The organism is Nocardioides sp. JS614, assembly GCF_000015265.1.
In the GTDB taxonomy this organism is placed as follows: Bacteria; Actinomycetota; Actinomycetes; order Propionibacteriales; family Nocardioidaceae; genus Nocardioides.
The window spans coordinates 2,580,024-2,595,126 of record NC_008699.1; the positions used below are offsets into that span (position 1 = coordinate 2,580,024).

Here is a 15,103-nt window from a genome sequence, read left to right on the forward strand (position 1 = left end):
TCGATGTCGCAGGATGCGTGGAGCTCGGCCGGCTCGCGACACGACCACGACGCCACCAGCGACCGGCTCTACACGCCGGAGGACCTGGCCGGGTACGCCGCCCGCCGGGACGCCCGCGCGGGTGCCGGCTCGCGGGGACCGTCGGCCGGACCTACCGACCCGTTGACCGACCCGTTGACCGCCCCGCTCGCCGACCCCGGGCTCGAGCCGCCGGTCGGGACGGCGCCGACCCGCGTGCCCGCCTCGCCCCCGCCGAGCGGGCCGCCGCCGTCCTACCGACCGGCCGGCCCGCCCCCGTCGGCACCACCGTCGGTACCGGTGGTGCTGGTCGCCGAGGGCGAGCCCCTGGACCCCGAGCAGCCCGCCGACGCGGGCGAGCTGCGCCGCTTCATGACCGCCACCGACTTCTTGGACCGGCGCGACGCGGCCCAGGAGCACGGCCCGGCGACCTGGGGCTGGCGGGGTGCCGTGCGCCGCTGGAGCGGCGGCCTGGTGACGCCGCGGATGGGCCCCGCCGAGCAGGCCTACGAACGCGACCGACAGGCCATCCAGAAGGACTTCGACGGCCCCCGCACGATCGCCTTCATCAACCCCAAGGGTGGCGCTGCGAAGACGACCGGGGTGCTCGCGGCCGGCTACACCTTCGGCACCGTGCGCGGCGGCGGCGTCGTCGCCTGGGACAACAACGAGACGCGCGGCACCCTCGGCATCCGGGGCACCCGCAGCGCCCACCGCAACACGACGCGAGAGCTGCTGGAGGACCTGGAGCGCTTCACCGACGTCTACCAGTCGCGGATCGGAGACCTCGGCGCCTTCGTCCGCTCCCAGGGCGACGCGCACTTCGACGTCCTCGCCTCCGACGAGCGGCCCGACGTGACCGGCACGATCCGCGCCCAGGACTTCGACGCGGTGCACAAGCTGCTCGAGCGGTTCTACCGGATCATCCTGGTCGACACCGGCAACAACATGCGTGCCGAGAACTGGCTGGCCGCGGCCGGCGCCGCCGACCTGCTGGTCGTCACGAGCACCGTGCGCGAGGACACCGGGTACAGCGGCCTCTGGATGCTCGACGCCCTCCAGGACGCCGGCTACCAGAACCTCAAGTACAAGGCGATCACCGTGCTCTCCGACCCCTCCGCGACGGTCGACACCAAGCTCGCGGCCGACCTGGTCGACGTCTACCAGCAGCGGACCCGTGAGGTCTACCGGGTGCCCTACGACCCGGCCCTGGTGGCCGGCTCGGTGGTGCCCTACTCCCAGCTCTCGCGCGGCACCAAGCGGGAGTGGTTGAAGGCCTGTGCGGGGATGGCCGCGGCGCTCTGAGAGACTGCGCCATGCGTGCAGTCGTCTACCAGCAGACCGGCCCGTCCTCGGTGCTGGAGGTCGTGGAGCGCGACCTCCCCGTGCCCGGACCCGGCGAGGTCCGGGTCCGGGTCGTCCGGGCCGGCGTGAACCCGACGGACTGGAAGTTCCGGGCCGGCATGATGACCGAGTATGACGAGGTCGTGCCCGGCCAGGACGGAGCGGGCGTCGTCGACGCGGTCGGTGAGGGGGTCGACGGCCTGGCGGTCGGCGATCGGGTCTGGCTGGTGCTCGCCCAGGCGGGGCGCGCGTACGGGACCGCCGCCGAGCTGACCGTCCAGCCCGCCGCTCGGGTGGTACCCCTCCCGGCCGACGCGTCGTTCGACCTCGGCGCGAGCCTCGGCGTGCCCGCGGTCACGGCGCACCGCGCCCTGACCGCAGCCGAGGGTGGGCCCAGCCGGCTGTGGCCGGGTGCACTGGAGGGCCGGGTCGTTCTCGTGGCAGGGGGAGCGGGCGCCGTCGGCAATGCCGCGATCCAGCTGGCCCGCTGGGCCGGGGCGACCGTGGTCACCACGGTCAGCAGTGCCGAGAAGGCCGCGCTCGCCCGCGCCGCCGGCGCCGACCACGTCGTGAACTACCGGGAGCCGGGCGCGGCGCAGGCGATCCTCGAGACCGCCCCCGACGGCGTCGACCTCGCCGTCGAGGTCGCACCCGCGCAGAACATCGAGCTCGACCTCGACGTGGTGCGGGTGCACGGCACCGTCTCGATCTACGCCAACAACGGCGGGGACACCCTGACCATGCCGCTGCGGGCGGCGTTCGGGAAGAACCTGCGCTTCCAGTTCCTGATCCTCTACACGCTGCGCGAGGACCTGCTCCGGGCGGCGGTCGAGGACATCTCTGTCGCCCTCGCCGCCGGTGCGCTCCGGGTCGGTGAGGAGGCCGGCCTGCCGCTCCACCACTACCCGCTGGCTCAGGCCGCCGAGGCCCACGACGCGGTGGAGGGCGGCGTCGTCGGGAAGGTGCTGCTCGACGTGGGGTCTGCCGCGGACCGGGACCTTTGACTGCAAGGTCATTCACGGCGGTGCACGGTCATTCGCGCCACCCCGCGCAGCCACCGGCCCGGTGTCGCGAGACTCCTCATGCGGGCCCCGTCGGGGCTCCCGCGCGGGCCGGGACGCATCCCAGGTGGTCGTGCCGTTCGTCCCTGCTGCGGACCTGTCGTGGCCTCCTAGCGTCCTTCACAGGACGGGAGATCGGTCTTCCGTCTCCTGAAGGAGGCCCTAGAAACCATGACTCAGCAGATGGTCCGACCACCGTCGGGCCCGAGCCCTGAGCAGTCCGCGAGAGGCGCCGGCACCCTGGCGCTGCCCGCCCTGATCGCCCTCGTCGTGGGGTCCATGATCGGTAGCGGCATCTTCGCGCTGCCCTCGCAGATGGCCGGGAGCGCTGCTCCCGGGCCGCTGCTCATCGGCTGGCTGGTGACCGGCGTCGGCATGCTGATGCTGGCGTTCGTGTTCCAGACCCTGTCGCGCCGCAAGCCCGACGTGGACGGCGGCGTCTACGGATACGCCCGCGCCGGCTTCGGCAACTACCTCGGCTTCACCTCGGCCTGGGGCTACTGGATCAGTGCCTGGATCGGCAACGTGGGCTACCTCGTCCTGCTGATGTCGACGCTGGGCTACTTCGTGCCGGCGTTCGAGGGCGGCAACACCGTGGCGGCCATCATCGGGGCCTCCGTCGTGCTGTGGGTCGTCCAGGCGCTGACGCTGCGCGGCGTCCAGAGCGCCGCGTTCGTCAACACCCTCGTGACGATCGCCAAGATCGTGCCGCTCCTGACCTTCATCGCGATCGCAGCCGTCGGCTTCAAGGCCGGTATCTTCACCGCCGACGTGTGGGGCGACAGTGCGGGCCTCGGCTCCACCCTGGACCAGGTCAAGAACATGATGCTGGTCACCGTCTGGGTGTTCATCGGCATCGAGGGTGCCGCGGTCTACAGCCAGCGCGCCACCCGGCGCAGCGACGTCGGCCGGGCGACCGTGATCGGCTTCGTCGGCGTACTGGCGCTGCTGCTCGCCGTCAACGTGCTCTCCTACGGCCTGATGAGCCAGGCCAAGCTGGCCGGGCTCGAAGACCCGTCGATGGCGGGCCTGATGCGGCAGGAGGTCGGCGCCTGGGGCACCGGCTTCATCTCGATCGGGCTCGCGGTCTCGGTGGCCGGCGCGCTCCTCGCCTGGGTGCTCCTGAGCGTGGAGATCCTGCGGCTGCCCGCCCGGGAGGGCGTGCTCCCGCGCCAGCTCGGCACGGAGAACCGGTACGGCGCACCATCGGTCGCCCTGTGGCTGACCAGCGGTTGCGTCCAGCTGATGCTGCTGTGGACCCTGGTCAACGAGAACACCTACACCGACCTGATCTACCTGGCGACCTCCCTGATCCTGCTGCCGTACCTCTGGTCGGCGCTCTACCAGGTCAAGCTGGCGATCAGCGGTGAGTCCTACGCCCAGGGCGAGAGCCGGACGCGCGACCTCCTGGTCGGACTGGTGGCCCTCGCCTACGCCGTGTGGCTGGTCTACGCGGGTGGCTGGGAGTACGTGCTGGTCGCCGGCATCTTCTACCTGGTCGGCACCGCGCTCTACGTCTGGGCACGCTCGCAGGCCCGGGCCGCGATCTTCACGGTCGCCGAGCGCGCGGTCGTGGCCGTGGTCGTCGGCCTCTCCATCGCCGGCGTCATCGGCCTGGTCCAGGGCTTCGTCTCGATCTGACGGAGCCGGCTCCACCCGCTCGGGGGCGGGGCGGTCCTCGGGCCGCCGCCCCGCCCGACCGGCCGCTTCCGCGCGCCGTCCGGGCACCCCGTCGACACTTCGGCCCCCCCGCACAAGGAAGCTGCACAAGGAAGGTTCATCATGGCAATCGAACAGCTGCCCCGAGCGGCCGTCGAAGAGACCGTCGCCGAGCCCAGAGTCGGCGTATGGTCCGAGGTCGGCCGTCTGCGACGCGTGATGGTGTGCGCGCCGGGACTCGCCCACCTCCGCCTCACTCCTGACACCTGCGACGAGCTCCTCTACGACGACGTCATCTGGGTCGGCCAGGCCAAGCGTGACCACTACGACTTCGTGATGAAGATGCGCGACCGCGGCGTCGAGGTGCTCGACATGCTGCAGCTGCTCGTCGACGTGGTGCGCTACCCCGAGGGCCGCAACTGGATCCTGGACCGGAAGGTCACCGACGACCAGGTCGGCCCCGGCCTCGTCCATGAGGTGCGCGCCTGGCTGGAGAGCCTGCCGGCGGAGAAGCTCGCCGAGTTCCTGATCGGCGGCGTCGCCTTCGGCGACGTGCCCGATGACATGGCCGGCCCGTTCCTGAGGGCGTTCCGCGACGCCGAGGTGCAGCAGTTCGTGCTGCCGCCGCTGCCGAACACCACGTTCGCGCGCGACAACTCCTCGTGGGTCTACCAGGGCGTGACGCTCAACAGGATGTACTGGGGCGCGCGCCGTCAGGAGACGCTGCTCACCACGGCGATCTACCGGTTCCACCCGAGCTTCGCTGGCGAGGACTTCCGGGTCTGGTTCGGCGACCCGGACCAGCAGCCGCGGGACCGCGGCAACGCCACGATCGAGGGCGGCGACGTGATGCCGATCGGCAACGGCGCGGTCGTGATCGGGATGGGGGAGCGGACCTCGCAGCAGGCGATCACCCAGGTCGCCCGGTCCCTGTTCGCCGCGGGTGCGGCCGACCGGGTGATCGCGGCGGGCCTGCCCCGCATGCGGGCGGCCATGCACATCGACACGGTGTTCACCTTCTGCGACCGCGACGTCGTCACGGCGTACGGACCGGTCGTCGACGCGATCAACAGCTTCTCGCTGCGCCCCGACGACTCCTCGCCGTCCGGCCTGGACATCCGCCACGAGGGCAAGCACTTCGTCGACGTCGTCTCCGACGCGCTCGGCACGCCGATGCGCGTCGTGCCCACAGGCGGCGACCGCTACGGCTCCGCGCGCGAGCAGTGGGACGACGGCAACAACGTGCTCGCGATCGAGCCCGGCGTCGTCGTCGGCTACGACCGCAACACCCACACCAACACGCAGCTCCGCAAGGCGGGCATCGAGGTCATCACCATCGACGCCAGCGAGCTGGGCCGCGGCCGCGGCGGCGGGCGCTGCATGACCTGCCCGATCCTGCGCGACCCCGTCGACTACTGACCACCGACCAGAAACCGAGGAACAACCCATGCCTGTCAACCTTCGCGGGCGGCACCTGCTCAGCCTGCGCCACCACAGCGCCGACGAGATCCGCTACCTGCTCGACCTCTCCCGCGACCTCAAGCGTGCGAAGTACGCCGGCAGCGAGCGGCAGCTCCTGCAGGGCCGCAACGTCGCGCTGATCTTCGAGAAGACCTCCACCCGCACCCGCTGCGCCTTCGAGGTCGCGTCCTACGACCAGGGTGCGCACGTCACCTACATCGACCCCGCGTCGTCCCAGCTGGGGCACAAGGAGTCGGTCAAGGACACCGCTCGCGTCCTCGGCCGCATGTACGACGCGATCGAGTACCGCGGCTTCTCCCAGCAGGTCGTCGAGGAGCTGGCCGAGTACGCCGGCGTCCCGGTCTTCAACGGCCTCACCGACGAGTTCCACCCGACCCAGATGCTCGCCGACGTGCTCACCATGCGTGAGCACTGCGACAAGCCGCTGCACGAGATCGCGTTCGCGTTCATGGGCGACGGCCGCAACAACGTGGCGAACTCGCTGCTGCTCGTGGCCGCCAAGCTCGGGATGGACGTCCGCATCGGCGCCCCCAAGGAGCTCTGGCCCGAGGACGAGCTGGTCAAGCTCTGCCACGATCTCGCCGACGTCTCCGGTGCCCGGATCACGATCACCGACGACCCGACCCAGGCCGTGGCCGGCGTCGACTTCATCTACACGGACGTGTGGGTCTCGATGGGTGAGCCGGTGGAGTCGTGGGCCGAGCGCGTCGAGCGCTGCCTGCCGTTCCAGGTGAACGCGGACCTGCTGCACGCCACCGGCAATGCCAGGGTCAAGGTGCTGCACTGCCTGCCCGCGTTCCACAACACCGAGACGAAGGTCGGCCACCAGGTGGTGGCGCAGTACCCGCAGCTCGCGAACGGCATCGAGGTCACCGAGGACGTCTTCGAGTCCGCGGCCAACATCTCCTTCGACCAGGCGGAGAACCGGATGCACACGATCAAGGCGCTCCTCGTGGCGTCGCTCGCGTGAGGGGGACGGACGACATGCGCATCGTGATCGCTCTGGGGGGCAATGCCCTCCTGCGCCGGGGTGAGCCGCTGACGGCGGACAACCAGCGCGCCAACATCCGCATCGCCGCCGAGCGGATCGCCACCGTGGTGCCTGACAACGAGGTGGTCATCGCCCACGGCAACGGCCCCCAGGTCGGCCTCCTGGCGCTCCAGGCCGCGGCCTACGAAGACGTGCGGCCCTATCCGCTCGACGTCCTCGGCGCCCAGACCGAGGCGATGATCGGCTACGTCATCGAGCAGGAGCTCGGCAACGTGCTGCCCGAGGAGCAGCACATCGCCACGCTGTTGACGATGGTCCGCGTGGACCCCGAGGACCCGGCGTTCCAGAACCCCACCAAGTTCATCGGCCCGGTCTACATGCAGGACGAGGCCGAGGAGCTGGCGGCCGAGAACGGCTGGGTCATCAAGCAGGACGGTTCCGCGTTCCGGCGGGTCGTCGCCTCACCGGAGCCGCAGCACATCTACGAGGTGCCCTCGATCCGCTCCCTGGTGGAGGACGGCACCGTCGTGATCTGCGCCGGCGGCGGCGGCATCCCGACCGTCCTCGAGCCGGGCCGCATCCTGCGCGGGGTCGAGGCGGTGATCGACAAGGACCTCGCCTCCTCCCTCCTGGCACAGGAGATCGGCGCGGACCTGCTGGTGATCGCCACCGACGTCGACGGCGTCTACCTCGACTGGGGCAGCCCGGACCAGCGCCTGCTGACCGAGACGACGCCGCAGGAGCTGCGGGCCTTCGACTTCGCGGCCGGCTCGATGGGCCCGAAGGTCGAGGCCGTGTGCCGGTTCGTGGAGCAGACCGGACGGTCCGCCGCGATCGGCTCGCTCGCCGACATCGCCGAGATCGTCGCGGGCCGCGCCGGCACCCGGGTGGTGCCCGACGGGCACGGCCCGGCATCGGGACAGGATCGGGAACTGGTCGTCTCCGGCTGACTCCCGAGCCGCGTCCGGCGTGGGCCGTCCATCCCGTGAGATCGACCGGGGGCGGGCGCGCCGCGAGCGCGCGGAGGAGTAGGGTCGTCCTCGATCGACATCCTTTAACGAGCCGTCCTGTGAGGCGGAGAAGGAGGTCCGAGGCTCATGCCTGCGCACCCTCAAGCCGTGCCCCCCGGTCCGTCGTCCAGCACGGACCGCGCCCACCCCGTCCGCACCGTCCTCGACGAGCGTGACATCGGCCGGGCCCTGACCCGGATCTCCCACGAGATCCTCGAGCGCAACAAGGGCGCCACCGACCTGGTTCTGCTCGGCATCCCCAGCCGCGGGGTCCCGCTCGCCGAGCGGATCGCCGAGCGGATCAGCACCGTCGAGGGGTACGCCGTCCCCGTCGGCTCCCTCGACGTCACCATGTACCGCGACGACCTGCGGATGAAGCCGGCCCGCACGCTGCTGCCCACGCAGATCCCGGCCGGCGGCATCGACGGGCGCACCGTCGTGCTCGTCGACGACGTGCTGTTCTCCGGACGCACCATCCGGGCCGCGCTCGACGCGCTCAACGACCTGGGCCGCCCGCGAGCGGTCCAGCTGGCCGTGCTCGTCGACCGCGGCCACCGGGAGCTGCCGATCCGTGCCGACTTCGTCGGCAAGAACCTCCCGACGTCGCTCGTCGAGCGGGTCCGGGTCAGCCTGGTGGGCATCGACGACGTCGATGCGGTCACCATCCAGGGCACGGCGCCCGCCGGGGAGGTGACCGCATGAAGCGGCACCTGCTGAGCGCGGGCGACCTGAGCCGCGACGACGCGGAGCTGGTGCTCCGGACCGCCGCCGAGCTGCGCGAGCTCGCCGACCGGCCGATCAAGAAGCTGCCGGCGCTGCGCGGCCGCACCGTGGTGAACCTCTTCTTCGAGGACTCCACCCGGACCCGGATCTCCTTCGAGGCCGCCGCGAAGCGCCTCTCCGCAGACGTCATCAACTTCGCGGCCAAGGGCTCCAGCCTCTCGAAGGGGGAGAGCCTGAAGGACACCGCGTTGACGCTCGAGGCGATGGGCGCCGACGCCGTCGTGGTCCGCCACGGCGCGAGCGGCGCGCCGCACCGGCTCGCCCACTCCGGGTGGGTGCGTTCCAGCGTGGTCAACGCCGGCGACGGGACCCACGAGCACCCCACGCAGGCCCTGCTCGACGCCTTCACGATGTGGCGCCACCTGGGCCAGGGCAAGGAGCAGAGCCTCGACGGCCGGCGGATCGCCATCGTCGGCGACGTGCTGCACAGCCGGGTCGCGCGCTCGAATGCGCTCCTGCTCAAGACCCTCGGCGCCGAGGTCACCCTGGTCGCGCCGCCGACGCTGCTGCCGGTGGGGATCGACACCTGGCCGGTCGAGACGTCCTACGACCTCGACGCCGTGTTGCCCAAGGCCGACGCCGTGATGATGCTGCGGGTGCAGCGGGAGCGGATGAGCGGCGGGTTCTTCCCGACCGCCCGCGAGTACTCCCGCCGCTACGGCCTCGACGGGCGCCGGATGGCGACCCTGCAGGACCACACCATCGTCATGCACCCGGGACCGATGGTCCGCGGCATGGAGATCACCGCGGACGTCGCCGACAGCGACCGGTCCGTGATCGTCGAGCAGGTCACCAACGGCGTCGCCGTGCGGATGGCCGTCCTGTACCTGCTGCTGGGCGGCTCCGAGCCCGCGGTTTCGACCAGCTCAACCAACGAGGCGGAAGAGTGAGCACCAGCTACCTGATCAAGAACGTCTCCGTCCTGGGCGGCACGCCGACCGACCTGCTGCTCGAGGACGGGGTGATCCGCGAGGCCGCGGACCGGCCCGACGCCGAGGTGATCGATGCGACCGGCCTGATCGCACTGCCCGGGCTGGTCGACCTGCACACCCACCTGCGCGAGCCCGGTCGCGAGGACGCCGAGACCGTCGAGACCGGTACGCACGCCGCCGCGATGGGCGGCTTCACCGCCGTGCACGCGATGGCCAACACCGAGCCGGTGGCCGACACCGCCGGCGTCGTCGAGCAGGTCTGGCGGCTGGGCCGCGAGGCCGGCTACTGCGACGTGTTCCCGGTCGGCGCCGTCACCGTGGGCCTCCAGGGCGAGCGCCTCGCCGAGCTCGGTGCGATGGCGGACTCGGCCGCCCGGGTGCGGGTGTTCTCCGACGACGGGAAGTGCGTCAGCGACGCGGTGCTGATGCGCCGCGCGCTGGAGTACGTCAAGGCGTTCGACGGCGTCGTCGCGCAGCACGCCCAGGAGCCACGGCTGACCGAGGGCGCCCAGATGAACGAGGGCGAGCTGTCCGGCCGGCTCGGACTGGCCGGCTGGCCGGCGGTCGCCGAGGAGGCGATCATCGCCCGCGACCTGCTGCTCGCCGAGCACGTCGGGTCCCGGCTGCACGTCTGCCACGTGTCGACGGCCGGCTCGGTCGAGCTGATCCGCTGGGCCAAGGCGAAGGCCGAGAAGGACGGGCACTGGGAGGTCACGGCCGAGGCGTGCCCCCACCACCTGCTGCTGACCGACGAGCTGGCGGCGACCTACGACCCGATCTACAAGGTGAACCCCCCGCTGCGCACCGCGGCGGACGCCCAGGCGCTCCGTGCCGGGCTGGCCGACGGCACGATCGACATCGTCGCCACCGACCACGCGCCGCACCCCCACGAGGACAAGGACTGCGAGTGGGCGGCCGCCGCGTTCGGCATGCTCGGCCTGGAGACGGCGCTCTCGGTGGTCCAGCAGACGATGGTGGACACCGGGCTGCTCGACTGGGCCGGCCTGGCCGAGCGGATGTCCTACGCCCCGGCCCGGATCGGCCGGGTCTCCGACCAGCACGGGCGCCCGGTCGCGATCGGTGAGCCCGCGAACATGGTGCTCTACGACCCCGGAGCCACCCGCACGATCGACCCGTCGGAGTCGGCCAGCCTGAGCCGCAACACGCCGTACCGCGGCATGGAGCTGCCCGGCCGGGTGGTCGCGACATTCCTGCGTGGCCGCGCCACGGTGCTCGACGGGAAGCTGCAGTGACGAGGGCGATCCTCGTCCTGGAGGACGGCCGCAGCTTCCAGGGCGAGTCGTACGGCGCCGAGGGGGAGACCTTCGGCGAGGCGGTCTTCAACACCGGCATGACCGGCTACCAGGAGACGCTGACCGACCCGTCCTACCACCGCCAGGTCGTGGTGATGACCGCGCCCCACATCGGCAACACGGGCGTCAACGACGAGGACCCGGAGAGCCGCCGGATCTGGGTGGCGGGCTACGTCGTCCGCGACCCCGCCCGGCGCTCCTCGAGCTGGCGCTCACGGCGCACGCTCGACGACGAGCTGCGCGAGCAGGGGGTCGTCGGCATCTCCGACATCGACACCCGCGCGCTGACCCGGCACCTGCGTGAACGGGGCGCGATGCGGGTCGGGATCTCCTCGACGGAGACCGACCCGGCCGTGCTCCTCGAGCGGGTCCGGGCGTCCGAGCCGATGAGCGGAGCCGAGCTCGCCTCGGAGGTCTCCACGCAGGAGGCGTACGTCGTGCCGGCGATCGGGGAGCGGCGCTACACCGTCGCCGCGCTCGACCTCGGCATCAAGTCGATGACCCCGCACCGGATGGCCGAGCGCGGCATCGAGGTGCACGTGCTGCCCGCGACCGCGAGCCTGGCGGACATCAACGCGGTGTCGCCGGACGGGCTGTTCTACTCCAACGGCCCCGGCGACCCGGCCGCCACGACGCACCAGGTCGACGTGCTCCAGGGAGCGCTCGCCCAGGGGCTGCCGTACTTCGGCATCTGCTTCGGCAACCAGCTGTTCGGTCGCGCGCTCGGCTTCGGCACCTACAAGCTCAAGTACGGCCACCGCGGCATCAACCAGCCGGTCATGGACCGCACGACCGGGAAGGTCGAGGTCACCGCGCACAACCACGGGTTCGCGGTCGACGCGCCGCTGTCGGGTAGCACCACCACGCCGTACGGCGAGGCCTCGGTCAGCCACGTCTGCCTCAACGACGACGTCGTCGAGGGTCTCGAGCTGCGCGACGGCGCCGGGGCGCTCCGGGCCTTCTCGGTCCAGTACCACCCCGAGGCTGCGGCCGGGCCGCACGACGCCGCCTACCTGTTCGACCGTTTCGTCGACCTGATGTCCGGAGACCACCACTCGGGAGAGGAGGCCTGATGCCGAAGCGTGAGGACATCAAGAGCGTGCTGGTGATCGGGTCCGGGCCGATCATCATCGGCCAGGCCTGCGAGTTCGACTACTCCGGCACCCAGGCCTGTCGGGTGCTCAAGGCCGAGGGCCTGCGGGTGGTGCTGGTGAACTCCAACCCGGCCACGATCATGACCGACCCGGAGTTCGCGGACGCGACGTACGTGGAGCCGATCACCCCGGAGTTCGTGGAGAAGGTGATCGCCAAGGAGCGACCGGACGCGCTGCTGCCCACGCTGGGCGGCCAGACCGCGCTGAACGCGGCGATCGCGCTGCACGAGCGCGGGGTGCTGGAGGAGTACGGCGTCGAGATGATCGGCGCCTCCTTCGAGGCGATCCATCGGGGCGAGAACCGCGAGCTGTTCAACGGGATCGTCGCATCCGTCGGCGGCGAGGTCGCCCGCAGCGTGATCTGCCACTCGCTGGAGGACTGCGAGAAGGCGGTCGTCGAGCTCGGCTACCCGGTCGTCGTGCGGCCCTCGTTCACGATGGGCGGCACCGGGTCGGGGATCGCGTACGACGAGTCCGACCTGGCCCGGATCGCCGGCGCCGGACTGGCTGCCAGCCCGACCACCGAGGTGCTGATCGAGGAGTCGATCATCGGGTGGAAGGAGTACGAGCTGGAAGTCATGCGCGACAAGGCGGACAACGTCGTCATCGTCTGCTCGATCGAGAACGTCGACCCGATGGGCGTGCACACCGGCGACTCGATCACGGTCGCGCCGGCGATGACGCTGACCGACCGCGAGTACCAACGGCTCCGCGACCTCTCGATCGCGATCATCCGCGAGGTCGGCGTCGACACCGGCGGCTGCAACATCCAGTACGCCGTGAACCCGGTCGACGGCCGGGTGATCGTCATCGAGATGAACCCGCGGGTGTCCCGCTCCTCCGCGCTCGCCTCCAAGGCGACCGGCTTCCCGATCGCGAAGATCGCGGCCAAGGTGGCCATCGGCTACACGCTCGACGAGATCCCGAACGACATCACCACAGTGGGGGGCTTCGCCCCCCACACCCCCCGCGCCCCCCACACCCCCACAGTGGGGGGCTCCGCCACAGTGGGGGGCTCCGCCCCCCACACCCCCCGCGGCGCGCACGGCTCCCAAGGCTCGGACATGTGGCGGCCGTTCACTCCCGCGGCCTTCGAGCCGACGCTCGACTACGTGGTGGTGAAGGTGCCCCGCTTCGCCTTCGAGAAGTTCCCGGGCGCCGACCCGACGCTGACCACGCACATGAAGTCGGTGGGCGAAGCGATGGCGATCGGGCGCAACTTCACCGAGGCGCTGCAGAAGGCGCTGCGCTCGCTGGAGAGCCGCGACGCCGTCTTCGACTGGGAGAAGGAGTGGGTCGACCTCGACAAGCAGGCGATCCTCGAGGAGATCCGCAAGCCCCACGACGGCCGGCTGAAGAAGGTCATGGACGCGATCCGGGCCGGCGCCACCCCGGAGGAGGTCTTCGACGCGACCGGCATCGACCCGTGGTTCGTCGACCAGCTGATGCTGATCAACGACCTCGCCGCCGAGGTGACCGCCGCGCCCGAGCTGACCCCCGAGCTGCTGCGCAAGGCCAAGCGGCACGGCTTCTCCGACCTCCAGATCGGCAAGATCCGGGGGATGACGCCGGCAGTCGTCCGCGGGGTCCGGCACGCGCTGGGGATCCGGCCGGTCTACAAGACCGTCGACACCTGCGCGGCCGAGTTCGCCGCGACCACGCCGTACCACTACTCCTCCTACGACGAGGAGACCGAGGTCCGGCCTCGGGACCGGGACGCGGTGATCATCCTCGGCTCCGGACCGAACCGGATCGGCCAAGGCATCGAGTTCGACTACTCGTGCGTGCACGCGGCGCTGGCGCTCTCCGACGCCGGCTACGAGACCGTGATGGTGAACTGCAACCCGGAGACGGTCTCGACCGACTACGACACCTCCGACCGCCTGTACTTCGAGCCGCTGACGCTCGAGGACGTGCTGGAGATCGTGTACGCCGAGCAGCAGGCCGGCCCGGTCGCCGGCGTGATCTGCCAGCTGGGCGGGCAGACGCCGCTCGGGCTGGCCCAGGGCCTGAAGGACAACGGCGTGACCGTGCTCGGCACCAGCCCCGAGGCCATCCACCTCGCCGAGGAGCGCGGCGCCTTCGGGCACGTCCTGCACGAGGCGGGGCTGCCCGCCCCCAAGCACGGCATGGCCACGAGCTTCGCCGAGGCGAAGGAGATCGCCGACGAGATCGGGTTCCCGGTGCTGGTGCGCCCGTCGTACGTGCTCGGTGGCCGCGGCATGGAGATCGTGTACGACGACGACGCGCTCCGCGGGTACATCACCCGCGCCACCCAGATCAGCCCCGCGCACCCGGTGCTGGTGGACCGCTTCATCGACGACGCCGTCGAGATCGACGTGGACGCGCTCTTCGACGGCGAGGAGCTCTTCCTCGGCGGGGTCATGGAGCACATCGAGGAGGCGGGCATCCACTCCGGCGACTCGTCGTGCGCGCTGCCGCCGATCACCCTCGGCGACTCCGAGATCCGGCGGATCCGGGAGGCGACCGAGGCGATCGCCCGCGGGGTCGGGGTGCGTGGGCTGCTCAACATCCAGTTCGCGCTCGGCTCGGACGTCCTCTACGTGCTCGAGGCGAACCCGCGCGCCAGCCGCACCGTGCCGTTCGTGTCGAAGGCGACGGCCACGCCTCTGGCGAGGGCGGCGGCCCGGATCATGCTCGGGGAGACGGTCGCCGGGCTGCGCTCGGCGGGCATCCTGCCGGCCGTGGGCGACGGCGGCTCGCTGCCCCCGGACCAGCCGATCGCGGTCAAGGAGGCCGTGATGCCGTTCAACCGGTTCCGCACCCCGGACGGGCGGCAGGTGGACACCGTCCTCGGGCCGGAGATGAAGTCCACCGGCGAGGTGATGGGCCTCGACGCCGACTTCGGGGCTGCGTTCGCCAAGGCGCAGGCCGGGGCGTTCGGCGCGCTGCCGACCAGCGGGAGGGTGTTCGTGTCGGTTGCCAACCGCGACAAGCGGAACATGATCTTCCCGATCAAGGTGCTCGCCGAGCACGGCTTCGAGATCCTCGCGACCCAGGGCACCGCGGAAGTGCTGCGGCGCAACGGCGTCGACGCCACGGTGGTGCGCAAGCACTTCGAGGGGGCCGGGCCGCACGGCGAGAAGACCACCGTCCAGCTGATCCTCGAGGGCGAGGTGCAGCTCGTCGTGAACACCCCGCACGGGTCGACCAGCGGCAGCTCGGTGCGCCTGGACGGCTACGAGATCCGGACCGCGGCGATCCGGGCGAACATCCCGTGCGTCACCACGATCCAGGGACTGGGCGCGGCGGTGCAGGGGATCGAGGCGGTCCGGCGCGGCGAGATCGGGGTCCGGTCCCTCCAGGACTGGGCGCGCAACGGTGGTTGAGGTGCG

The 15,103-nt window shown here is 71.4% G+C and carries 11 protein-coding genes; all 11 read left to right on the forward strand.

Annotation, left to right across the window (positions count from 1 at the left end; genetic code table 11):
* Nucleotides 1-3: 3 nt before the first annotated feature.
* The 11 genes from NOCA_RS13735 to carB all read left to right on the forward strand — a co-directional run bounded on the left by NOCA_RS13735 (nucleotide 4) and on the right by carB (nucleotide 15,097).
* A complete protein-coding gene (locus NOCA_RS13735; RefSeq protein WP_011755867.1) occupies nucleotides 4-1,323 on the forward strand; it encodes a hypothetical protein in 1,320 nt (439 codons plus the stop codon).
* An 11-nt stretch (nucleotides 1,324-1,334) separates the two neighbouring features.
* On the forward strand, nucleotides 1,335-2,366 hold the full coding sequence (locus NOCA_RS13740; protein ID WP_011755868.1) for an NADPH:quinone reductase: 1,032 nt from the start codon (nucleotides 1,335-1,337) through the stop codon (nucleotides 2,364-2,366).
* A gap of 228 nt (nucleotides 2,367-2,594) precedes the next feature.
* Nucleotides 2,595-4,064 carry an arginine-ornithine antiporter gene (arcD, locus tag NOCA_RS13745; RefSeq protein WP_011755869.1) on the forward strand — a complete coding sequence of 490 codons (1,470 nt, stop codon included), beginning with the start codon at nucleotides 2,595-2,597 and terminating at the stop codon, nucleotides 4,062-4,064.
* A 141-nt stretch (nucleotides 4,065-4,205) separates the two neighbouring features.
* On the forward strand, nucleotides 4,206-5,501 hold the full coding sequence (arcA, locus tag NOCA_RS13750; RefSeq protein WP_011755870.1) for an arginine deiminase: 1,296 nt from the start codon (nucleotides 4,206-4,208) through the stop codon (nucleotides 5,499-5,501).
* A gap of 28 nt (nucleotides 5,502-5,529) precedes the next feature.
* Nucleotides 5,530-6,534: an ornithine carbamoyltransferase gene (locus NOCA_RS13755; protein WP_011755871.1), complete on the forward strand. Its 1,005-nt coding sequence runs from the start codon at nucleotides 5,530-5,532 to the stop codon at nucleotides 6,532-6,534.
* 14 nt (nucleotides 6,535-6,548) lie between these two features.
* Complete coding sequence (arcC, locus tag NOCA_RS13760) at nucleotides 6,549-7,505, forward strand: carbamate kinase (protein WP_011755872.1); 957 nt, start codon at nucleotides 6,549-6,551, stop codon at nucleotides 7,503-7,505.
* Nucleotides 7,506-7,652: 147 nt separating this feature from the next.
* A complete protein-coding gene (gene pyrR, locus NOCA_RS13765) occupies nucleotides 7,653-8,267 on the forward strand; it encodes a bifunctional pyr operon transcriptional regulator/uracil phosphoribosyltransferase PyrR (protein WP_011755873.1) in 615 nt (204 codons plus the stop codon).
* Nucleotides 8,264-9,238 (forward strand): aspartate carbamoyltransferase catalytic subunit, encoded by a 975-nt coding sequence (locus NOCA_RS13770; RefSeq protein WP_011755874.1) that lies wholly within the window; start codon nucleotides 8,264-8,266, stop codon nucleotides 9,236-9,238. The genes pyrR and NOCA_RS13770 overlap by 4 nt, the downstream gene beginning before the upstream one ends.
* Nucleotides 9,235-10,533: a dihydroorotase gene (locus NOCA_RS13775; protein WP_011755875.1), complete on the forward strand. Its 1,299-nt coding sequence runs from the start codon at nucleotides 9,235-9,237 to the stop codon at nucleotides 10,531-10,533. Before NOCA_RS13770 ends, NOCA_RS13775 begins: the two co-directional genes overlap by 4 nt.
* Entirely contained in the window at nucleotides 10,530-11,666 is a 1,137-nt protein-coding gene (carA, locus tag NOCA_RS13780) for a glutamine-hydrolyzing carbamoyl-phosphate synthase small subunit (RefSeq protein ID WP_011755876.1), read from the forward strand. Before NOCA_RS13775 ends, carA begins: the two co-directional genes overlap by 4 nt.
* Nucleotides 11,666-15,097 carry a carbamoyl-phosphate synthase large subunit gene (carB, locus tag NOCA_RS13785; protein WP_011755877.1) on the forward strand — a complete coding sequence of 1,144 codons (3,432 nt, stop codon included), beginning with the start codon at nucleotides 11,666-11,668 and terminating at the stop codon, nucleotides 15,095-15,097. The genes carA and carB overlap by 1 nt, the downstream gene beginning before the upstream one ends.
* Nucleotides 15,098-15,103: the final 6 nt, after the last annotated feature.